General features: G+C 42.4%; 12 protein-coding genes. All 12 read right to left on the bottom strand.

What is annotated here, in order from left to right; genetic code table 11:
* Positions 1 to 15: 15 nt before the first annotated feature.
* Entirely contained in the window at positions 16 to 1299 is a 1284-nt protein-coding gene (locus ED605_RS04360; protein ID WP_121977665.1) for an MFS transporter, read from the bottom strand.
* 241 nt (positions 1300 to 1540) lie between these two features.
* Positions 1541 to 3862 carry a DUF5776 domain-containing protein gene (locus tag ED605_RS04355; protein ID WP_121977664.1) on the bottom strand — a complete coding sequence of 774 codons (2322 nt, stop codon included), beginning with the start codon at positions 3860 to 3862 and terminating at the stop codon, positions 1541 to 1543.
* A gap of 513 nt (positions 3863 to 4375) precedes the next feature.
* Positions 4376 to 6943, bottom strand: coding sequence for a DUF5776 domain-containing protein (locus ED605_RS04350; RefSeq protein WP_121977663.1), 2568 nt, complete (start codon positions 6941 to 6943; stop codon positions 4376 to 4378).
* A gap of 805 nt (positions 6944 to 7748) precedes the next feature.
* The gene (locus ED605_RS04345; protein WP_121977662.1) at positions 7749 to 15098 is read right to left on the bottom strand and encodes a DUF5776 domain-containing protein; all 7350 of its coding nucleotides are present in this window, start codon (positions 15096 to 15098) and stop codon (positions 7749 to 7751) included.
* Between the two features lie 483 nt (positions 15099 to 15581).
* Complete coding sequence (locus ED605_RS04340; protein ID WP_121977661.1) at positions 15582 to 16049, bottom strand: hypothetical protein; 468 nt, start codon at positions 16047 to 16049, stop codon at positions 15582 to 15584.
* A 70-nt stretch (positions 16050 to 16119) separates the two neighbouring features.
* A complete protein-coding gene (locus ED605_RS04335) occupies positions 16120 to 17112 on the bottom strand; it encodes a hypothetical protein (RefSeq protein ID WP_121977660.1) in 993 nt (330 codons plus the stop codon).
* 8 nt (positions 17113 to 17120) lie between these two features.
* On the bottom strand, positions 17121 to 17315 hold the full coding sequence (locus tag ED605_RS04330) for a hypothetical protein (protein ID WP_121977659.1): 195 nt from the start codon (positions 17313 to 17315) through the stop codon (positions 17121 to 17123).
* 10 nt (positions 17316 to 17325) lie between these two features.
* Positions 17326 to 18207 (bottom strand): hypothetical protein, encoded by an 882-nt coding sequence (locus ED605_RS04325; RefSeq protein WP_121977658.1) that lies wholly within the window; start codon positions 18205 to 18207, stop codon positions 17326 to 17328.
* On the bottom strand, positions 18188 to 19648 hold the full coding sequence (locus tag ED605_RS04320) for a glycosyltransferase (protein WP_121977854.1): 1461 nt from the start codon (positions 19646 to 19648) through the stop codon (positions 18188 to 18190). The genes ED605_RS04325 and ED605_RS04320 overlap by 20 nt, the downstream gene beginning before the upstream one ends.
* Positions 19649 to 19684: 36 nt before the next feature.
* A complete protein-coding gene (gene asp3, locus ED605_RS04315) occupies positions 19685 to 20440 on the bottom strand; it encodes an accessory Sec system protein Asp3 (protein WP_121977657.1) in 756 nt (251 codons plus the stop codon).
* Entirely contained in the window at positions 20433 to 22016 is a 1584-nt protein-coding gene (gene asp2, locus ED605_RS04310; RefSeq protein WP_121977656.1) for an accessory Sec system protein Asp2, read from the bottom strand. The genes asp3 and asp2 overlap by 8 nt, the downstream gene beginning before the upstream one ends.
* Entirely contained in the window at positions 22016 to 23614 is a 1599-nt protein-coding gene (asp1, locus tag ED605_RS04305) for an accessory Sec system protein Asp1 (RefSeq protein ID WP_121977655.1), read from the bottom strand. Before asp1 ends, asp2 begins: the two co-directional genes overlap by 1 nt.
* Positions 23615 to 23640: the final 26 nt, after the last annotated feature.

Genomic DNA, 23640 nt, shown 5'->3' with positions numbered 1-23640 from the left:
GAATTTTCTTTGTTATTATGCGTTAAACGGATGCTTCTTATCACTGGTGAACGTAAACAGAACGGCCCCGACTAGTAGAAGGATGGCTGCCAAGTAGAAACCAATTTGCATCGAACCAAATTGATCTGAAATCCAACCGGTCAAATACGGTGCAAGAATAGAACCCGACATGCCGATAAAGTTGTAGGCACTTAGCGCCGTTGATAGCGACCCCCGCGGTGAATTTTTGGTGACAAACGCGATCAAAATCGGATCGATTGCTAATTTACCGGTTAGTCCATAGACAATTAGCAATACAATTAGCAATGATTTGTTGGTCACAAACGCAATGCCAAACACTGCAATGAGTGAGATGGGAACTAAGAAGCCAATCATCAACTTGGTTTTCTTGAGTTTGTCATAAATCCTGGCAAATAGCAAAGCGCCAGGGATGGAAGCCCATGGAACCAGGGATGAAATAAAACCGACACTGCTACCTTGAAAACCTCGTTCAACTTGTAAGAATTGCGGTAACCATGTCAGAATCACAAAGTTCGCATAGATTGAACAGAAGCAGAGAATGAAGGCAAAAACCAAATTTCGATTTTTGAAGAGATCTTTAAGCGTTACCTTTTCCTTTTCGGCTTCAACTGCTTCTTCAGCCTTCTCTTCACTTTCTTGATCTTCTGGCCGAATGACCTTTTCTTTCAGAATGACATAGAATAAAATTCCTACAATAATAGTGGGAATCGCCATGACCCAGAACGGACTGGTCCATGACATCCCCTTTTGAAGTACCATGTAGCTGGACAAAAGGTACCCGCCGGAAGTCCCAAATGCCATGCCGCTATTAATAATGGCAGTTCCTAAAGTTAAATCTTTAGTCGGAATAGCTTCTGTTGAAAGGGCATATTGCGGTCCATAGTAGGTTCCTTGGCTGGCACCGGCAAGTGCTCGGAACAATAAGAAAATCCCAAATGAGAAAGCAAAGCCACTGAAAAATGTCATAATGCCAAGTACAACGAACCCGGTCATAATCACTAACCGACGGCCAATCTTATCGCCTAAAACCCCAAACGGAATTTGGCAAATGGCATAAGTTAAGAAAAAAATACTGTTAACCAGCCCTAATTGGGTGTTACCAATGTGGAACTGTGCGCCAATCTGTTCCTGAACAGGATTAAGAATCGTTCTATCAGCATAAATTAAAATCCAACCGACAAAACATAGTGCCACAACCCGCCACCAGTATCTTCTGGAAACGTTAACCGGATTATTGGACTTGGATTTCGGATTAATACTCGTTACATTGTCGTCCATGATGTTCACTCCTCGTATAATACATTGTGAATCAATCTTCAATTAATATTATACGAAAGCGCTTTCTTTATTTCGTGTGAGTTGGGGGATAAGATTTGTGGAGATCTTTGTCTGTTGGGGAGTATGAGTGTTGATGTTAATTACCTTTTTGTGTAAAACAGATTAAGCGCACATAAAAACCTCACTCAAGTAATCAGAAGCAACCTGGTTACCCAAGTGAGGATTTTTACTCAATTAATATTTAGTAGTGAACCCTAACAAACTTCGAATTAGCAGTAATATAACCACCTTTAACCGCATACCGCTTAGTACCGGATTGAGTAATCGAAGCCGCATGACTAAACGTATACCGTTTAACATTTAGTTTGGTCCCCTTCTTAAAAGAACCGTTACGTTTCGTCAGGTTGGCTGTCCGATAACGATGAATCGTCCGTTTCACCGTAACTCGTTTTGGTTGCTTAACACGACCCATCTTCACCAGCTTTCGGTTACCAGTAATGTAGTGCCCATTACTCAATCGATACCGGGTAGTCAAATGATAGTTGACAAAGCCGGTGACATGAAGCACTTTACCCTGCTTATAGTTACGAACTTTCTTAGTTAAATTACGCTTCTTATACTCATTAACACCACGTGGATTGATCACGGTCAACGTCCGATGCTTACTACGGTAATAAACCGGGCGGACATAAGCCCACTTAGCTGTAATGTAGCCCCGTTTTCCATCGGTCTTACTCAAGTGGTTAACATCCCGCACCTCATATCTCAACTTACCAGAACTAGAACGCGCATAACCGGTAACCACAAACATCGGTCGAAAGACCCGCGGCTTCTTCACATAGTGTGCCAACCGCTGATGTTTATTGAAGTTGGCCTTTCGGTACAGATAGATCGGCTTCAGCGAATAAACGGCTGTATTCTTCTGAGCCACATAGGCCGGCACTTCCGGCTCCACTTCAGTTGATGAACTGGTAGTTGACGTTGCGGACGAACTGCTACTGCTCGATGAACTTGAACTGCTTGGAACAACACTTGAAGACGATGAACCGCCGCCACCCGGAGTAACTGGGGTCACCGGGCGCGTCACTTTCTTATAAACATACACAATAACTTGATTATCTTTGGTAAATTTAGTTGGCAACTCCTGATTACCTTTTATGCCAGAATAACTGTAAGAAACCCCATTCTTCGTAATCGTTTGCGGATGACTAGGTGTATATGGATCCCCAACAGACCCAGTATCCACCTTTGATGATTGAATCGGATTACCGTCTTCATCTTGATATTCTGCGGTAATTGTACTCTTAGTGACTGGATTCTTAGTGTAATAAGCTTTAATTGTACCCCCGCCTAATGGAATTTCAACTTGAGAGTCGACTGGGGTGTAACCATCTATCGCCGGCACTGGAACCTTGTCTCCTGGCATGCCGCTGGCAGTTACCGCGTTGTAATTAGAAATCGGTTGATTTGTGTCTTTATCATATGGCACAATTTGGTAATCTACATTGGCTACGTTATCCTGATATGGTAAATAAAACAAGAATATTTGCCAACTTGGCTGGCTATAAACTAAATTCATATAATACGTGTATGGATTTTGTACTAATGGTAATGTTTGCCCATTAGATGTCAAACTGGTTGGTCCCGGAGAAACTTGCTTAGCCAGATTAGTGAAAGCAAAATTACCATCGCTATCCATTGCAACATTGCCGGAAAATGTAAATGCCTGGTAAGCAGTTGAGTCTAAATCAATCCCCGAAACAGTTCCCCTGGAATACAAAGAAACACCGCCTTTATCATAAGTCACCCCCTGTGGTAATTTACCAACAAAAGGATCTTTCCAAGTGTAGCTGTTACCTTTTAAATTAACCTCAGGCATCACGACACGCTGATGACCGTAATTGAAATTCTTTGTATACTGAGCTGAATTCAAAGAAGACAAATCAGCAATGCTGTTATACCCAACATTCAATGATGTCACATTTGGTAGCTTACTAATCGGCGTCACATCGGTAATTCGATTACCACTTAAATCAATGTAAGTTAAATTGGTTAATTTAGCTAACGGAGAAATATCAGTGATATCACTATTCCAATATTTTTGGCCATAATTAAGGTTTTGAGAAATATCGAGGTAGGTTAAATTCTTAGCATATTGCAGTCCCTCCAAGGAATAATTACCTTTGTTGGCTGGCCCAATCGCACCATTGCCTCCATTTACCGGTCCACTTTGCATGTAATTTGGATCATCATGATACCTTTCGGGCCACCACTGTAAAGTTTTTAATTGTGAAAGATCGCCCACCGTCAAATCAGATGTGCTGTTGATATTTGCCTTTCCTTCTTGGTTCAACTGATCATTATAATTATACCAAACTAAATTTCTCAACTTGGCATTCGGCATCACTTCAGATAGTTTAGTTTCATCGGTGACATTCGTATCAGCCTTAACTGTGATATTAGCAATTGGATTCAAGGCGTTGTTGCTTACTAATGGCGTTAAAGATATCCCAGCCATCAATAAACTAACTTGTAACAAATGACGCTTAAATTTCGTATTCATATTTGTATACCTCCTATTACAATTTCACTATCATCCACTATTAGATCGTTATAAATTCTGCCAGAACTTTGTCCGAGTTTATGAAAAGCTGTCGTTTAAATCTCTGCAATCGAAACAGTCAAACTTTGGCCACTCGCCTCAGCATTTACTACTCTAGCCGATCCTAAAAAGAACGAAAAAAGCCACAAAAGGAAAGAATCAATATGTTCCTTAAGTGGTCATCAATCTTCTTATTCAATTGAAACTCCCCCTTACAAAATCGCTACATCATCCCACAGCTACCTTAACATGAAAGCGTTAACATTTCGATTAAATACACTCGCTTTATTACTTTCCTTTAATAATCTTTCATATTTTTTGCTAATGACTGACAATATGCCTCACTCAGACACAAAAAATCCCCAAGTCAAAGTAACTTGGAGATCTTTTTATGAACTCAAACGTTATTCGAATGGCGGAAAACTATTGATGTCAGAAGCCAAGGGAGAAATTTGAGTTCAATGTTTAATTCAATTAGTGCTTCCCCTGAATCAAGAACAGCTTATTAGCCGTGATGTAATGCCCATTGGACAAAACGTACCGACTTGCCAAGTGCGACTTAACCAACTTCTTAACCCGCAAATGGGTGCCAAATTTGTAATGCTTGACTTTACCAGTTAACTTTGAAGTCTTGTAGGCGTTAATGCCCTTCTTGGAAATTACCGTCACTGTCTTAGACTTCGGTACGGTCTTATAATAAACCGATTGAACGTAGCTGGCTTTTGCGGTAATGTAACCCTTCTTGCCGTATGTCTTACTGCCACGATTCATATCGCGAACTTGATAACGCAGTGTGCCATTAGCTGATCGAGCATAACCGGTCACTTTAAAGATTGGTCGATTGGTACGAGTCCGTTTAGGGTAAGTCACAATCTTATTAGCAGCTTTAAAAGTTGGATGCTTGTACAGATTGAGGCTCTTCAAGGCATAAACGAGTGAACCCTTTTTAGCAGCCGATTTGGATACATTAAGTGAAGTAGATGACCCCGCTGTGGTGCTTGAAGAACTAGAAGAGGAAGAACTAGAGGAGGAAACGCTGGAACTGGATGAAGTTGTCGCAGACGATGAACTACTTGTGGAACTTGAACTAGACGAAGTGGCAGTTGTTGCACTGCTACTTGAATCCGAAGGCGTTGTCGCACCTGAGTCATTTGATGAACTGATCGGTGTTAACTGGATATAATCAAGTTGGACATCACCATTTTTGTACATCAACTTAATTGTGTTTTCACCTTTTTTCAGATTAACGTTGCCGTACTCTAATGTCTTTCGAGTACCAGTAACGTTAGTCACAGCACCAATTCCATCTGCAGTTGGGTTAAAGGTAACATCTTTTAACATTTGTCCATTTACATTAAGCGATTCTGTAGCTTTAACACCACCCGTGGATTTTAAACTGGCACCGCCGTAACCAATTTCTAACCCGTAGCTACCATCTTCAGGTGCATTAACAGTAAACTGGACACCTTGACCTGCGGATTTAATGTGATTAACGTAAGCACGAGCTGATGCATAACTACCGATTGAAGTTTTAACGCCGCCCAGTAGCTTACTATTCTCTGCTTCAACCCGGATTGGATCTGAAGCCGATGCCTGCGCATAAGTAAAGTTATCAGCCGTCACAGGATTGTCAGCCGGTTTAACAATTAATTGATAAGCCGAAGAAGCTTTCATTCCTTTAAACGGTACTGAAATACTACCATTAGTTACTTTTGCAGTTCCGGACATTACCTCTTTTGGTGAGGTAGCGGTATCCGTTCCATACCAGTCAGTTTTATTAACTTCTACTTTGGCACCATTAGCAAATTTTGTAGCATCTAATCCATCTACTTTAACCGTCGTATCGCCATCTTTACCACCAAAGAGAACTGAAGTCTGACTCTTATCCGAAGTAGTATTCGCTACACTGGCTAACTTATCAGTAGGTGCACTATCAGTACTGGTCTGATCAATTTGACCCGTCATATCTGCATACCACTTGTAGAGCCAGTAGCCACCGTTAGGCTTCTGCTGATCCGTTAGCAAGTTATCCATTCTTCCAGGGTTAAACCATAATGCCATGGAGGAAGAATCCAAATCTGCAATGTTTTCAAATGACTGCATATAGTGAACTAAGACACCAGGAACCCCCAGTTCATCACGTCCACCGTATTCATTGATGCTAATCTTGCGTGGTGTAATGTCCAGACTCTTTTCCAGAGTTTCAAGTTGTTTAGCTTCGTTTTCGACCTTACTGCCGTAATCACCAATGTGCCAGGAAATGATGTCTGGCAACGTATTGGTTTTCTTCCCATTTACCGTAATGCTTGCATTTTTGCAATGCTCCAAGAATTTGCTCATCCAAGCATTATCATACTTATAAATGCTTGGGCCAATAATTTTAGCATTTGGATCAATTGCCTTGATATGCTCAACCGTCTTGTCCCATAAGGTGTAAAAGCTACCCCATTTTGCCGGTTTTTTATTACCAGTCGCATTAGCTGGTTGATGATCATTGGATTCATCAAATGATTCGTAGCCACCATTAGGTTCGTTAAAAACCTCATAGCCATAAATATCTTTATTGTAACCCGTTGCAACATTTGCTTTGACCATCGTGTCTACCTTAGTTAACCAATCGTTCAGATTCGAGAAATTATATGGCCAGTTTTTATAAATATCTGCCATTCGAATTGTCACTTTGGTTCCAAGTTGATCAACTGTGGGTGCGATGGCCGGAAAACCACCACTTGGCGTCGTCGCCCCATTGGGTAACTGTTGAACACCTGCCGGGCCTTGAGTCACCATCTTGAGTTTCAGCGGTTTTAAAATTGAAACACTTGGTGTACTACCATCTTTTAAGGCATACAATCCACCAGAGGCAACCTTATCATCCGCTGAGCGTGCATTCCCGCTGCTATCGAGAACCGGTTTGTTCGTACTAACCGTTATTTCCTGATTACTTGTGTCGGCATCAGCAGGCATTCCGCCGATAAGCCCTAATGTCAAAAGGCTTAAGGACGTTGTTGCCACTAATGATGCCAACCATTTCCTTTTAATCATGAATCTAAACCTACCCTTCATTTCATTGTTGTTTAAGATATTACTGATCATGCTTTGTCGTTTAACTTCGTGTATAAACAAGTTATTAGGCGCTGGAAGCCCGCAATCAATTTACATTTAGTGATAGGTGTAATGATATAATAATCGTTTTCACAGATTTTTTACTCTAAATCACTTTTCCAAAAGAGAATAATTGATGCTAATCAATACGCTTCTGATTACGCTTACAATTCAATTAAGCTATCCCCAATTTTAAAATCTTATTCCCCCAGAAATAGTAAACAAGATTTCTAGAGAACTCGCGAGTCATCATCGTTCGGAATTCTTCTTCCTACTATAATCAATGATTTAAATCCCATTCACATGCTTAATTGTAAGCGATTGCATAAACTTTAAAAAGGGCAATTCTCAGAAAATTAGTGATGATTTCCGACTACTTATGTTTATTAGTAGCTTATAGACACTATTTAGCGGAAGCAGGGAATTTAATTGTTCGAACATTTGGTGATAATTTCCGACTTAAGTTTAAACCATTGCTGAGCCGGTTAACCGATCGCCCAAAATGCAAATAACTGAATTTTTCCACAAAAAAGAACGCCTCCATGATAGAAGACGTTCTCTGACGAAGAACTTACGATCAATTGTTATACCGGTTGGCCAGATCTACTTAAAGCGTAGACCCCCTTTAATGGCCAACCTGGTCAAATTCTGAAACACCGGTCACATCACGTGATTTAAGTTACCCATTGAGACTATCCCCGTAATAGCCTACCCCCGAGTTGGTTAACTTAAATCAAACAACCTTCTAATGCTTAGTCATCATAATGACCAGTTTCTTATCAGCCGTGATGTAATGGCCGTTGGTCAGAACAAACCTTGTCGTCAAGTGATACTTAACGATTCCTTTAATCTTAAGGATTCGTCCCCGCTTGTGGTTTCTGACTTTTCCAGTCAAATTCCGATGACGATACTCGTTAACCCCATGCCTATTAATGACCTTAATCTTTCGATGAACGGTCTTATAATAAACCGGTTTGACGAAGCTGGACTTAGCGGTGACATAGCCAACTTTCCCGTCGGTCTTGCTCCTATGGTTGACGTCACGAACTTTATAACGTAATCTGCCAGCCTTCGAGTGAGAAATGCCAATGACAACAAACATTGGTCTATTAACCCGCTTTGTCTTCTTATAATGAATCTTTCGGTGAGACTTCTTAAAGGTTGGCGTACTGTACAAGTACATTCCGTGGACACTGTAAATTGCCTGCCCCTTAACAACCCTGTTTGCGTACGATGTCTTATGCGAGCTGCTCGTTGAATGCGTGCTCGAGCTAGTCGACATTGACGTGCTGGTACTCAAACTCATAAAGGCTGACGTCGAGGTACTATTTGAAGTCGACGTACTCATCGAAGTCGATGCACTAGTGCTGATATCTGCGGCAGATGAAGTCGAAGTAGTTGTTGATAATGAGTTACTGAAGCTGACGCTGTTTGAAATCCAGTTCGAGAAGCTAGTAGACAACGACGAACTAGTCGACAAGTAACTACTCTCAGAAGCACTGGTTGAAAGACTATCACTGGCTGAAAGTGAGGCACTCGTACTCAAACTTGCGGAAGTAGAAGCTGAACCACTCGTTGAGGTGGACCCACTTGTACTTAAACTGCCAGAAGTAGACATTGAGTCGCTAGTAGAAGTCGATTCACTGGTGCTCAAGCTTGCAGAAGTGGAAGTCGACGCACTTGTCGAAGTCGACTCGCTGGTACTCAAACTAGCTGAGGTCGAATCTGACAATGACGTGCTCTCGGATAAGGAATCACTCTTTGAAGCACTGGTTGAAAGACTGCCACTAGCTGACGTGGAGCCACTAGTACTCAAACTTTCTGAAGTCGAATTCGATAAGCTGGTTGACAACGATGCACTGTCTGACAACGAGTCGCTCCTCGACGTACTGGTTGAGAGACTGTCACTCGTTGACTTCGAATCGCTTGTACTCAAACTACCGGAAGTGGAAGCTGACGCGCTAGTTGACTTCGAACCACTGGTACTCAAACTTTCTGAAGTTGAGTTCGATAAGCTGGTTGACAACGATGCACTATTTGAAGCAGAAGCACTTCGTGAACCACTCACTGAAAGGCTGCCACTGTTTGAGACTGACTCACTCGTACTCAAGCTCTTAGAAGTCGAATCACTCTGGGATAATGATCGACTATCTGAAAGACTAGCACTGTTCGATAGTGAATTGCTCTTACTCAAGCTACCGGAATTCGATGTCGATAGCGAGTTGCTATCTGATAACGACTTACTATTTGAAAGCGATTCACTCTTACTCAAACTACCAGAGTTCGAGGCCGATAAGGAGTTGCTATCCGATAACGACTTACTATTCGAAAGACTAGCACTGTTGGAAAGTGAATTACTGTTTGATAGTGATCGACTATTCGAAAGTGATTCACTCTTGCTCAAGCTGCCAGAGTTGGAAGCGGATAAGGAGTTGCTACCTGATAACGACTTACTATTCGAAAGCGATTCACTCTTACTCAAGCTAGCCGAAGTCGAATCTGATAAGGAGTTGCTATTCGATAACGAATCGCTCTTTGAAAGGCTTGCACTATTAGAAGCTGAGCCACTGGTACTCAAACTTGCAGAAGTTGAATCCGACTTCGAAGTACTTTCTGATAAGGAGTTACTCTTCGAAAGACTGGTTGAGAAGCTACCACTCGTTGAAGTCGATCCACTCGTACTCAAGCTTGCAGAGGTTGAATTCGATTTACTTGTTGAAAGTGAAGCACTCGTACTTAAGCTTGCGGAAGTCGAATCTGATTTCGAAGTGCTTTCCGATAACGAATTGCTCTTCGAAAGACTGGTTGAAAGACTTCTACTCGTTGAAGCTGAACCACTGGTACTCAAGCTTCCAGAGGTTGAGGCCGACAACGAATTACTATTTGAGAGACTGCCACTCGTTGAAAGACTACCGCTGGTTGAAGTTGAACCGCTTGTGCTCAAGCTTGCAGAAGCTGATTTACTGTTCGACAACGAAGCACTATTCGAAACCGAATTACTCTTCGAAAGACTACCACTAGTCGAAGTTGAACCACTGGTACTCAAGCTACCGGAAGTCGAAGCGGATAATGAGTTACTATTCGATAATGATCGACTATCCGAAAGACTGGCACTGTTCGATACTGAGCTGCTTGTGCTCAAACTCTCAGAAGTTGAATTCGATCCACTGGTTGAAGTTGAAGCACTGGTACTCAAACTAGCTGAGGTTGAATTCGATTTGCTTGTTGAGAGTGAAGCACTAGTACTCAAACTCTCACTGGTACTTAAGCTTACAGAAGCTGATCCACTATTTGAAAGTGACCCGCTTGTACTCAAACTGCTTGAGGTCGAAGCCGACAACGAGTTGCTGTCCGACAATGACTTACTGTTCGAAAGACTAGCACTATTCGATAGTGACTCGCTCTTACTCAAGCTACCAGAATCTGAAGCCGATAGTGAGTTACTGTCCGACAATGATTTACTGTTCGAAAGACTAGCACTGTTGGATAGCGAATTGCTCTTACTCAAGCTACCAGAATCCGAGGCGGATAGGGAGTTGCTATCCGACAACGATTTACTGTTCGAGAGACTAGCACTATTTGATAGTGATCGACTATTCGAAAGCGATTCACTCTTACTCAAACTACCAGAGTCCGAGGCGGATAGGGAGTTGCTATCCGACAACGATTTACTGTTCGAGAGACTAGCACTATTCGATAGTGATCGACTATTCGAAAGTGATTCACTCTTGCTCAAACTACCAGAATTGGAAGCGGATAATGAGTTACTGTCCGATAACGACTTACTGTTCGAAAGACTAGCACTGTTGGATAGTGAATTGCTCTTGCTCAAGCTACCAGAATCTGAGGCCGATAATGAATTGCTGTCGGATAATGACTTACTATTCGAGAGACTAGCACTGTTCGAGAGTGATCGGCTATTGGAAAGCGACTCGCTCTTACTCAAGCTACCAGAATCTGAGGCCGATAATGAATTGCTGTCGGATAATGACTTACTATTCGAGAGACTAGCACTATTCGATAGTGATCGACTATTCGAAAGCGATTCACTCTTACTCAAGCTACCAGAATCCGAGGCGGATAGTGAGTTGCTATCCGACAACGATTTACTGTTCGAGAGACTAGCACTATTCGATAGTGATCGACTATTCGAAAACGATTCACTCTTACTCAAACTACCAGAGTTCGAATCCGACAATGAGTTGCTGTCGGATAATGACTTACTATTCGAGAGACTAGCACTATTCGATAGTGATCGACTATTCGAAAGCGACTCGCTCTTACTCAAGCTACCAGAATCTGAGGCAGATAATGAATTGCTGTCGGATAATGACTTACTGTTCGAGAGACTAGCACTATTTGATAGTGATCGACTATTCGAAAGCGACTCGCTCTTACTCAAACTGCCAGAGTCCGAATCCGACAATGAGTTGCTGTCGGATAATGACTTACTATTCGAGAGACTAGCACTATTCGATAGTGATCGACTATTGGAAAGTGATTCACTCTTACTTAAACTACCAGAATTGGAATCCGACAATGAGTTACTGTCTGATAATGATTTACTGTTCGAAAGACTGGCACTCTGCGAACGCGAACCACTGGTTGATTCAGAAACTGAATTTGCACTGTTTGACTTCGAAAGACTGGTACTCAAACTTTCCGAAGTTGACTTCGATTCACTCGTCGTATCCGACTTGGAATTTGAAGCTGTACTCTCCGACTTCGAAAGACTGGTACTCAAGCTTTCCGAAGTTGACTTCGATTCACTCGTCGTATCCGACTTGGAATTGGAAGCTGTACTCTCCGACTTCGAAAGACTAGTACTCAAGCTTTCCGAAGTTGACTTCGATTCACTCGTCGTATCCGACTTGGAATTGGAAGCCGTACTCTCCGACTTTGAAAGACTGGTACTCAAACTTTCTGAAGTTGACTTCGACTCACTTGTCGTATCCGACTTGGAATTGGAAGCTGTACTCTCCGACTTCGAAAGACTAGTACTCAAGCTTTCCGAAGTTGACTTCGATTCACTCGTCGTATCCGACTTGGAATTGGAAGCTGTACTCTCCGACTTTGAAAGACTGGTACTTAAACTTCCAGAAGTTGACTTCGAAGCACTGGTTGATTCAGAATTCCAATTGTCCGATACAACATAGATCTTAACGTTTGCTGGATCTGTTCCAACCGTCGTTGTTGTCGGCTGCTTTTCACCATTAACCAACTCAGAACCTGTTGCGTAGTGATAACCAGCAGAAGATAATTGATTCTTGTAGTAATCACTTGCCCAGTTAATCGTGTTCCCATAGTTGGCAGGAGCATTAGCAGTCCCGGAAGCTTCCTTACCACTATCTGCCGTCTTAGTTGTGAGAACTTTGCCTGTAATTGCGTCAACATATTGGTAAGTGATGCCGGTATTCGGTTTCCCATAAAGGTAAATGTTATAAGTATAGTTCTTGCCTTCCATTGGAACGACTGCTTCGTTGGCTTGGCCATACTTATCACCATTATCTTTGTCAGTTGTGGAATCGCCGCCATCTTGATTGGCTTTTGAGTAAACCTGTGTACCAATTGCCCACATGTAATTTGCAGGAATATCGGTTACCGCGTATTGCTTAGTAATCAGATTGAGGTATTCACCAATATAAGCATCATCCGGCAAAGTCATCTTTTCAGACTTGATCGTCTTGCCATTCTGATCGACATAGTTCAGCGTAATGGTACCTGGCTTTAAAGCTGTGGTTTGTAACTCACGCGTTATTGTGCCGACAATTGCTGATGTACTCTGATTTCCCTTGAGATCAGTCAAGGTTGCTTGGCCATTCTTAACGCTTAACTGAGTGAACGTATCACTATGATCACCCTTAGGAGTGGTATCACTAGAATGGGTGCCATCCCAAGTCAAAATACTGGAATTATTCATTGTAAATGTCCCAGTACCGGAAATCACGCCGTCACCAAGACCAGTTGGCTGGATTGGATTACCAGAACTGTCTTCAACCGCCATGTGTAGAGATTTTGGTGAAATGAAGGTTACCGTAGAACTACCGTACGTCCTAATAACGGAACCATTTGCACGTTGATGAATATCCAACACAGTCCCAGCATTAAAGGTAACTGACTGAGTCCCCTGCAGTCGGATTGCATTTGGTTGCACTGTAATTGGCGCTGATAGATGGAAATTCTGACCAAACGTGTATTTAGCCGTTGAAAGAGCACCTTGCGTACCATTGATGAAGTACTGGAATCCAGTTTGAGTCCAACTAACATTATCTCCAGCGGTTATTGCATCAACATCCAAATACGCTGCTGGGTAGTCTTCAGCTTGGTCGTTGTACGACATAGCCTTGTTCGAAGAGACATCCCCCATAGTAATCGTGTTGCCATAGCCAACTGAATCTTTCGGTGCCCGATATCTCATGTAAAACTCTGAAAATTTTATATCATTAGATGTCCGCTGCATTGTGACATGAGAATTGTTTGCAAAGTTAATACTCGAAACACCACGGGTAACTTCATTTGAAATAGTGAAGTTATTAGTGCCGGAAAATGTGATCTTACCGCCATCATCAAACATTACATGGACTGGATTACCACCATTAGATGAGCTCTCCAGCGTTATATTATTAATATTAGCAATTAACCGATTGTTAACATGAGAAGAGACTATGGCGCGGAAATCACCATCTTTAAGTCCAGGATAACCCTGTTTAACAATTGCATTACTAATTGTGAAAGTAGTTGCCGTTGTACCACCGCTATAGTCAAAATTGTTGCGGCCGAGATCAATCGTATGGTTATTGCCATTGATAATAACACCGGTACCATTCATTTGACGATCCTTAAGCGACGTCCCGGCAGTTGCAGCTGCCTCGTCAGTCGCGCCAGTATAGCTAAAATCACCAGTTATATTGATATAGGTAATATTTGGATTATTCCAAGCATCCACTAATTGATCGAAAGTGGTAACGTTATCCGCTAAAGTTTTATTAGTCTTGGCATCTTGGTAATACTTGGCATTATTCGTAATCTCATCCGGTGTTGCAACCGTCACTGAAGTTGGTGAGGTATTCGTGGATGGATTATCAATCTCATTGTTAAAGTCGGATCTCCCCGCATCCGGATCAGTTGCAACAGAATGTTCACCATCGCTATTGCCATCTGTTAGATTAACAAAGTTGGCGGCCATTCCGTTGGCTTCACCGATATTGCTGACAGCCGTTAAAAGATCCGTCGTTGGTGCAGTAGCTGTCGTTAAGCCAACATTAATGGTGTTGGTGTTATCATTGACGGAAACAACTGAGCCTGCCGGCGTTGCTTGCTGAACCTGATTGTAAATGTCCTGCGTGTTAGCCGGGGCTTGTGAATTCGTCGAGTTAGTTTGTGATTCCGTTGAAGCTTGAGAATTGGTGGCGTTCTCTGAATTCGTCGTTGACTGTGAATTTGATCCATTATTTGACCCGTTCTGTGAATCAGTTTTCGACTGCGAATTCGTATTCTGCGAGTTAGTCGTTGCTTGCAAATTCGACTTATTTTGCGAATCCCCCGAATTTTGATCCGCGCTAGAAGTCGAATTCGTTGAAGCCGTGACAGCTTTTTGACTCCCCGAAGTAGAACCTTTACTGCTATTAGAAGAATCGCTTGTCGATGACTTATTCTCCTTGGCAGAGTCACTGGTACTCTTGCTTGTGCTTTGAGAAAGTGACATGCTCGTCGACTTGGATTCAGAAAGTGAAGCCGAAGTTGACGTTGATAAAGCTTTACTCATACTGGTAGAAACTTTATTGACTTGAGAATCTTTGGACTGATTGCTGGTAGATGAACTTTCAGATGTGCTCCCGGAAGTAGCGGGAATGTTGGTAGAACTTTGATCTGCCAATACACTCGAATCAGTTTGCTTAGCAGCTGTTGCACCAGAACTGCTGGATGCAGCATATGTAGTGCTGATCCCGATATTCGCCCCCAATAATCCGCCAAAGAAAGCAATTCCGGCAAACATCCAGTTTTTACCGGCTTTATACATCTTGTAATGAAGCTTTTCGTTAGTCATTTCAAGACGCCGAATGTTTTGCCGTTTATTTCCTTTTGGCTTAGACAATTAATATCTCCTCCTTTTTGAATCACAGCAAACAGTTAAAGGCCTGCTGTAAACAATTTCTATTATGGTCCAATTATCCTGATTCATTACTTTTTTCCCGCTTTTGGGACGACTGTTTTAATTAATTTATTCTTACACCAAAAACCCGAGACAACTGCTATCTTTGCCTCGGGTTTTAAGAACTATTTGAGCTTTCCCAATTGCTTGGGCCATTTTAGTCCCAGGTCAATCATTACTCAATATTTATTTTGAAAAATCATAGTTAAACTCTTTAGTAATCGTCACTCGATCTTTACGAACATCTCGTTTAACTTTTGACCGAATTTTAGCTTGAACCTTTGGATCGCTCTTAGGATTTCTAACTCGTTTACCAGCTTTTCTTTCTTTCTTGTATTCCTGATAAATCTGGTGATTATAATCTCGATCATATTGCTTGGCAAGTTTTTTCTTGGAGTATTGCTCAAACAGGGATTGAACGGGTGATTATGTTACCATCTTAACTTGACCAGTAACATTAAATAAGCGGGGATCTCGACTACCCTTGGTTGACAGCTTAACCTGATAAGATTTTTTACCAAGCTTTTTAAGAACCAAACGGCCTGTTTCTTTAGACGGCTGACCTTCAGAATTAGCGACCTTAAACCTGAACGTCAGATTTCGGCGATTATCACTTAACTTTACCTTGCCACTAGGAATCGCATAAAAGATGGCAGGCTTAGCAAAATTACCAACCACCAAGACACTGCCCTGGCGATGCTTAATTTTCAATTGTTTCCAATAAAAAGCCGTACCACCCCGACGACTTCTAAAATAACCGTGAAGGCCCAACGCATCCCGCTTGCTAAACGTGACTTTGCTTAAAGCTGCATTACGAACATTCTGCTGATTTAGCAATCCCGCCATGAGAACTAACAATCCGCAAAATAATACTAGAAAAGAAAACTTTTTCATCTAAATTGGCTCCTTAATCGATTAATGAAGCACCACCTTCTCACTGATATCAGAAACAACATCACTATCTCTAACCCTTATCGACATCGTTAGCCGTTACCAGATATTTTTCAAACGTATTCCAATACAGTGAGTCGGATTTGAAGATTGATCGATAGCCGCCTAATCGCTCTAAAATTTCAAGTGCTTTTTGGTGTCCATTAGTCCCGCTGCCACAATCTTTCAGTAAGTCCAAGACACCCATCAGTAAGGCTTCCGAGTACTTATCAAGACCGTCACCACTTGATAAGCCGGCGTACACTTTATCGAGTAGCGTTAGGGCTACCCGATCCTGCTGATTGAGATGCAAATCCATTAGGACATCAATAATGAAGCCTAACCAAACATTGGCGTCAATCAGATTGGCCGACTTCAACTTATCAAGCAGCTTGGCGCAATAAATTTCAATCCCCCGAAGCGGATGGGACGCATTAACCGACAGTTTCAGCTGAGTTATTGCCAGCTTTAAAAAGATGTCGTAACTGGTCATGGTTTCAACGGATGCCAAATAATCATCAATTGCCGTGATAAAAGAATTTGGTGAGATGTTTTGTTTAACGGACAACACAGCTTTGAGATAGGTCACCGTGTAGAAAAAAGGTGAGTCAAAATACGTGTCTTCGTCATCGTATTTTTTCAAACTGGCAATAATGGTGTCTAAATGGCCATCCTTGTCATCTGCCCAACTATAATACGCCGCCATCGAAAAGGTGCTGATAATTTCGTCAGTCGTTGGCAGCAAGACATCCAAGAGTTCTTGGTTGGACATCCCCAACATCTTTTTGATCCCCATGACATATTCGAGGGGCAAGTCGATATCATAGTTGACCCAGCGATAATACCGTGATTTGCTCAAACCAATTCTGTCACTAATGGTCTTCAGCCGAATTGGCTGGCCCTGAAGGATGTTGGCGATCTTTTTTCGATCAATCCCAACCCCAACAACGCTGTTCTGTAATACCTTTCTCTGCCGACAATAACTATCGACGAATCGTGAAATCCCCAAAGAAGGCATAATCATCATAAACCGCCTCACTTTAACATTGACAGCAACGTATAGACAATACTAACGATGACAATTCCAATCATCACGATTGAGGTTGCAATCACAAAAAATCGGTTCCCCTTGTCATCATTTACAGGATCAATAACGTACTTCTTTTCCTTTTTAAATCTATTCTGAATATCTCGATCCAATTCTTTGATTTTTTTATTGTGATTAGTCATAAATCAACGATCAATCCTTTTGAGTGGCTTCAACCGCGGCGTCAACTTCCACCTTTGAAGTCGGTGCACCGGCGTTGATTAACTTCTGAAGCTTATCCTCACTCATTCTGACCCTTTGAACATACGAAATATCATTGTTCAAAATCGCCATAAGGTTTCCCCGGACATTACCGTTTTCATCAATCGGATCTTCAGCCAAATATAAAGTGTTTTGTGATTTTGACTTGGATAAAGCTGTTAGTTCAATGCCCAAGAAGTTAATGCCAACCGTATCATTTTCGGTCAACAATTTACCAACTTCGGTCGCTACAAAGTCATCCATGCTACTATACTGGGCAACCACGTTTAAGGAATGAAAGTCGCTAATGGTAATCCAGTTTAAGTTGTTCTGATAAAAGAAAAATCTAACTACTGGATGTTCATTATCGTCATAAAAGTCAATTCGTTGCACATCGTCGCGGGTATAAATGATATTACTGAACTTCTTACCATCACTGGCAATTTCCTCAGTGTAATCGGGTTGCCGATTTTGATGAATGTATTGAATTTCCTTAACGTGGCGCCGAAGCAGTGGCCATAAAATCACATGACCGATGACATCGCCATTGGCAATAATATCAACACTGAAGTCTTCATTCATGAAGATCTCGGCACCATCGACAGTTGGGACCCGGTTAAAATACATAAAGGCGGACTTGTCATAATCGATAGAGCGATGAGTAATGGTGTCGATTAAATTAAGGCCTTGAATTTGATTATTCAATAATTCATCCCGTAAGCCCGGATCGGGTGCCAGAGTGAACACCTTGCCGTTGGTTTCCTGGATTCGTTTCTTTTGTTCAGTCCAAGCTGGGTTATTTTCGTCAATGATGTTAGTTATTTCGTAATGCATGAACAAATTCCTCCCATTTATGTGCAATGACATGGTCTTGATAAGGGGCCATCGATGTATAAGTAGCTCGTTTCATTTTTGGATAATCCGCTTTAAGTAAGCGATGAAGGCCATTCGCTAACTGATCGACATTAAAGGCCAAATTTTCATCACCAACTTTAAGTGGCTGTAAGAAACCGTTAACCCCATCTTCAATCATTTCTTCTGAGCCGAATCTGGCCTTGTACGCAATGACGGGCAAACCAGCACTCAAAGCTTCAACGGTAGTTAAGCCAAAGCCTTCCGACCACGATGCCGTGATAAAGGCATCATACTTGGGATAGATTTGATCCAAGTGGTGGGACAAGCCCTTTAACTTGATGTAATCCTCAGCGCCAACCGTCTTGATGACGTCTTTGATATGCTTATCTTCGCCGCCGGCACCATAGATGTCTAAAGAGACGTCAATTCCCTCACTTCTAACTTTGGCAACGGATCTAACGGCGATATCAATATGCTTCTCACCGGCCAGCCGAGAAGCCGTGATCAGGTGAAGTGGTGGAATGCGCTTGCTATCATCAACTTCGGGAACCTTTGGTAAATCCTTGACCCCGCCAACTGGAATCGTCACGAATTTCTTTTCCTGACCAGGAAAGTCAATCAGAAAATCATCGGTCTGTTTCTGGGTGGCTGAAATAACTCTTTCGACACGATCAACGTGGGTTAACGCATATTCATAATAGTTATTCCACAGTGGGTACCTTGGATCGTTACGATCAGATAAGTGATCAGCGTGGACGACCTCGACCAATCGACTGCCAGGGAATTTGGGATAGAATAGCGCCGCTTCGCTTTCTTCTCCTCTATCCAAGAACCAATTATTACCACCACCATAGGCCTGATCGACTTTTTTAAAGAAGTAACGTTGCATTTGCACTTCATTCCAGAAGAATAGGTGCTTGCCCTCTTCATCGAATAAGTGGATATTTCTGATCACGGTGCCACCCTTTTGGTTATCGTAAAAATCAAGTAGAACCTTCCGCTTTCCAGTGGCATAGTCATAGATTTCCACAGTTGAGACACTGACGATTAGAAAGCCTTTCTTTTTCCGACTTTCATATTTAACCGCCGTTTCAACCACTTGCATACCGGATGCGGTCACCGTATTAATAATTCGGTTGGTATTGCTCCCGTCAACAATCACCTTTGTCTTGGGAGTGTAAAAGTTCTTAACCCCATGTTTGAGGTAGTCTTTTCCCAGCACAAAGTATTCATACATGTTAATCACTTGATCATTTCTTAAATTCCACGCATCCATTGCCGGATGGAGTTCCTTTACCAACTGAACAAAAATAAATTTGTAAGGCAGGCCAACCTGATCAAAGCGCTTGGCGCGATAGAACTGGGCGTGCTCAACCCCGGAATTACCGATTCCCATTGCACGATTAACAAAAAAGTTCATTGGTTGATTATTTGTATAAGTCGTCATCTTTAGTGATTATTCTCCCTTCAGCCTAGACAGCCGTTCTTGAAATGCCTGAACCACGCTGGTCAACGGATACCCGTAGGCCCGGATTCTGGTCTGGTAATGTGTTAAATCATATTTTTTAAAAACTTGATCCAATAACGCAAAGCTAGTGGTGTCCCCATTCTCGATTTCATCATCAGTCAATCTAATGACGGCTTGAGAGCTATCCGCCTGGACGGGTACCAGCCAACTGCTGGCCCCTTTTTTAGTAACATAAATATTAAAGCCTTGGGGCTTGTCAGCAAGCACCGCACTAATCCGTAAATCGTCACTGACTTCCAACTTGACGTCAGCCAACTCGTTAGCTAAGCCAATCGCCAACCACTTAAATCGAACCAACTGGTTGGCTTTAACCACTAACGAGATGTTGTATCTTCTGGCAGTTACCGGATAGTCAAACGTGCCGCCGGATCCTTCAAGGATGAACTCTTTAATAAATTGGTTCTCATGATCGTAAGTGGCAACCCGAAAATACGCTGAATTTTCAGGAATCGCTTCAAGTTTGCCAATCAGTTGGTACGTGTGATTCCCACGTAAAATTGGCAATGCCCCCTGCATTCGTATGTCTTGAAAACGACCTTCGGACTGCCAAGTATAGATGTTGGTTCCCGGTGGCAAGAGCGGTGAGGTGTATTCAACTACCCCAACTTGATGTTTAATACGGGCACCATGTGCTTCGACTGGATGCAAATAACTGCCCCAGTTGACAATTGAAACGTTAGCCATTAATGAAGTCACTTCCCCGATTGAATTTATTTTGCATGGTATTTTCAAATTGCCTCATAAACCAACTGACAATGCCCGGTGTATCATCGTTGTGGCGGCCAGTTAAGCCTTTATACAAAATCTTGATGGTCGGGTGCTGATCTTTCAGAAAGTGAAAGAGTTCGCTAAAAGCATCGTGGTCGTAATCATCCTGTTTCATGTAGGCAATGTTAATCGTCGGGTTGGTAAACGCTCCCGTTTTAAAATGATCCCAAAAATGTTGGTTCAGTCTGCTTTGCGCTTCAGCGTCCGTTGCCCCTTCGTTAAGCAGGAGGATGTCTAATGACGTCGGGTATCCATACGGCCGAATCAGCCGCTCATTTTGGGCCATTGTCCCTAAATTGGCCAAGGGCTTGCCAACAATCACTGCCCCGGGGTCCAAGTCAGCCGCATAGTAAAGGGCTGCCGTTGACCCCATCGAAATCCCTGACAGAACTAAATCTGTATTGGAAAAGTTTAAAACTTTCAAGTACTTTTTAATTGTCACAACAATCTGTTGCTCCAATGCGTCATCACCAATGTAGAAGGCACCCCCTTCAAGCCGCTCATCAGAAAGCAGTAAATAAGGTGCCGAGCCATCCCCAACTCTGCTCATAATCCCAGCACCTTCAAACCCCACGGCGGTTCGCCAACCACCAAAGTAGACGTTCAACGGTGGCTTGAGATTGCCGGCATTAAAATAAACTCCCAGTTGGCCGCCACAATGGGCCGAATCCGTGATCATCTTTGAGCCAACCATGGCACCGCCAAAGCCATAACGGTCCCGTCTAAGGTATAAATTTCTCACGGAAAATTTCTCAACCGATCCTTTCAACAAAGCGGTGACAAACAAATTACACCCATCAGCTGGCACATCTAAGATAAAGGGGTGCGTTAACAACTTTTCACTGCCGACCCTATGAGCCATTAAAATTTTTCCTGAAAACTGATCCAATAAGTAGAGTTTGAAAACCACCCGGGCCTGGCCAAGTAATTCAAATTCAGGCCAAAATGCCAGCCGGGTATTCTTTGCCAGCGAAAGAGTCATCCGCCAATTAATCACTTGAGTCAATTGATCTAATTGAAGATTCTTTAATTGCAGTTCACCGGTACCAAATTGTTCCATATGTGACTGAAACTTCGGTAAAACAGCGATGTCGTTAAAATCAAGTAGGTCACCATATTGGCCACTAAAAAGCACGTTGTTAATGAAATCTCCCAAGCTTTTACCATCAGTCAAATCTCGCTGGATCACATTTTTACGTTGCAGCAATTTGAAACTATCGCGGTACTTATCCGCGTGCTCGCCACAAATAATTTTATTGGCCCGTAATTTCAAAAGTAAATCGGGCATTAAGAACGCATAGGAGTCATCCCCCAGAATAAAAACGGCACTCTGATACTGGTCCTTAATACTCTGACCGGTTAATAGAAAATTCTGCGCATCGACCACGTCTTCCGGGGTCGTCATCGGCAAATAAGTAAACTTAAACGTGTCGTCTAAGAACGCTGCCACTTCGACTTTTTCGCCGCCTAACTGTAAAACACTTGTCTGCATTATGCTTCACCTTCTTCAAAAATCGCATTGATTTGACTGACCAAAGTTGACTTGGAGAACTCGCCCATTTTCTTAACATCTTCAACCACAGCCAAGTTCCAGTTGTCCAAGGTGTCCAAGAAGTAATTGACGGCTCGATCCAACTTTCGATCTTTTTTCAAAATGATGCCGTTTTTCTTGTCCGTCACAAAGCTGGTCGCAATCGCATTGATTTGGGGAATCCCAAAGCTGATCGCCTTTGTCTGTAAGTAAGGTGATGGCGTTGGCGATAGATCAACCAAGAGGCGGGCCCGCTTGAGTGACTCATCGTAGAAACTCATCTGATGGTTTTTATCAAAGTGTAACTTTGCCAATGCCAACGTGGCATCAATCAAATTCTGCCAATTTTCTTGATGACTTCTTTTTTTGGCCTCTTTGATCATGTCCTTTGTCAGCTGATGGTTACTACGGGCTTCAAGATAGGTTCTGACCCACGCTAGTTCTTCTGAATTAACAGAAACATCAAATTGCCGTTCAATCCATTGAATTACCGCCTTATGAATCACTTCATAGGTGGGCTGATCAACTGCATTGACCAATAGTTCCTTATCCTCGGAATCAACAACCAGTTTAACCAGCGTCTCGGCCAGCCGGGTTGCCCGTTTGTGGTCCATTTGTTCGACGTGCCAAAAAATGATTTGGGTGGCTAAACTATTACTGATTCCCAGGTCAAACTCGGTTGGATAGGGTGGCACAAATTTCGAATGAACATCGGTCAACTCCAAATCATGGCAGAAAGCCGTTATTTTAGCCAAGCGTTGTTCAGACGGGGCCAATACCTTGGGGCTCGATGACAACGTCAGGGCCTTTTTGATTTCATCATCGGGCGACGTGTCGGTGATGACATTGCAGACGGGATGGTTCAATTGAATGGCTGCCGTTAGCGTTGAAAATTGATCATCAACCGCTGAAATAATTTTGGCATTGCCGTCAGCTTTCCATAAAAACCGTCTCGAAACTTCAATCACCAATTCAGTCAATGATGCATAATGATCTTTAGCAAAATGATGGCTCTGATAGATTGTTACCAGACCGTTTTGAGTCTCATCGACTGTTAAGACGACTTCACCAAACGGATTGTATAACTTAATCAGCCGAACTTGGCCGGCATCAAAAAGATAACGTCTTGAGAGAAACCCCCGGCCATCAAAAATATCCACATGATCAATGGTTTGATTATCATCATCCCGGTAATAAGTAATTTTTTGCAACACAATGCCCGCAAACATTTCGGCAAACGCCACCAGATGATCGTCCCCCATCAAAGAAATCCCATAGGGCGAATAGACCTGTTCCACTTGGCTTGGCATTGGAATGTCTTCAAATGACAGCGGTTTGCCAACGGTCAAATGAACATTTTGAATCTCATCAAAGGCCTGCCAGACTTTCGCATTTATCAAGCCAAATTTATTTAACTGCAGCGTCAGCATTGGATTGAAAGTCTCCCCCATGATTAGGTAGGGAACCCCCTCTTCTTCAAACATCAGCATTTTATTTAACAGATAGTCGTAATCAATATTTAGGGTCTGAGTATCCCAAGACGGTATGATATAGAACATTTTTTGCCTCGCTTAATGAATTTAAA

The organism is Lentilactobacillus raoultii, assembly GCF_900411375.1.
Taxonomy (GTDB): Bacteria; Bacillota; Bacilli; order Lactobacillales; family Lactobacillaceae; genus Lentilactobacillus; species Lentilactobacillus raoultii.
The sequence above is the reverse complement of the archived record's forward strand: the minus strand, read 5'-3'. Positions and strand labels throughout refer to the sequence as shown.

Excerpts from the sequence above, each read along its gene's own strand:
- ED605_RS04360 (WP_121977665.1), bottom strand. The coding sequence starts at position 1,299 with ATGGACGACAATGTAACGAGTATTAATCCGAAATCCAAGTCCAATAAT.
- ED605_RS04355 (WP_121977664.1), bottom strand. The coding sequence starts at position 3,862 with ATGAATACGAAATTTAAGCGTCATTTGTTACAAGTTAGTTTATTGATG.
- ED605_RS04350 (WP_121977663.1), bottom strand. The coding sequence starts at position 6,943 with ATGATTAAAAGGAAATGGTTGGCATCATTAGTGGCAACAACGTCCTTA.
- ED605_RS04340 (WP_121977661.1), bottom strand. The coding sequence starts at position 16,049 with ATGAAAAAGTTTTCTTTTCTAGTATTATTTTGCGGATTGTTAGTTCTC.
- ED605_RS04335 (WP_121977660.1), bottom strand. The coding sequence starts at position 17,112 with ATGATGATTATGCCTTCTTTGGGGATTTCACGATTCGTCGATAGTTAT.
- ED605_RS04330 (WP_121977659.1), bottom strand. The coding sequence starts at position 17,315 with ATGACTAATCACAATAAAAAAATCAAAGAATTGGATCGAGATATTCAG.
- ED605_RS04325 (WP_121977658.1), bottom strand. The coding sequence starts at position 18,207 with ATGCATTACGAAATAACTAACATCATTGACGAAAATAACCCAGCTTGG.
- ED605_RS04320 (WP_121977854.1), bottom strand. The coding sequence starts at position 19,648 with ATGAACTTTTTTGTTAATCGTGCAATGGGAATCGGTAATTCCGGGGTT.
- asp3 (WP_121977657.1), bottom strand. The coding sequence starts at position 20,440 with ATGGCTAACGTTTCAATTGTCAACTGGGGCAGTTATTTGCATCCAGTC.
- asp2 (WP_121977656.1), bottom strand. The coding sequence starts at position 22,016 with ATGCAGACAAGTGTTTTACAGTTAGGCGGCGAAAAAGTCGAAGTGGCA.
- asp1 (WP_121977655.1), bottom strand. The coding sequence starts at position 23,614 with ATGTTCTATATCATACCGTCTTGGGATACTCAGACCCTAAATATTGAT.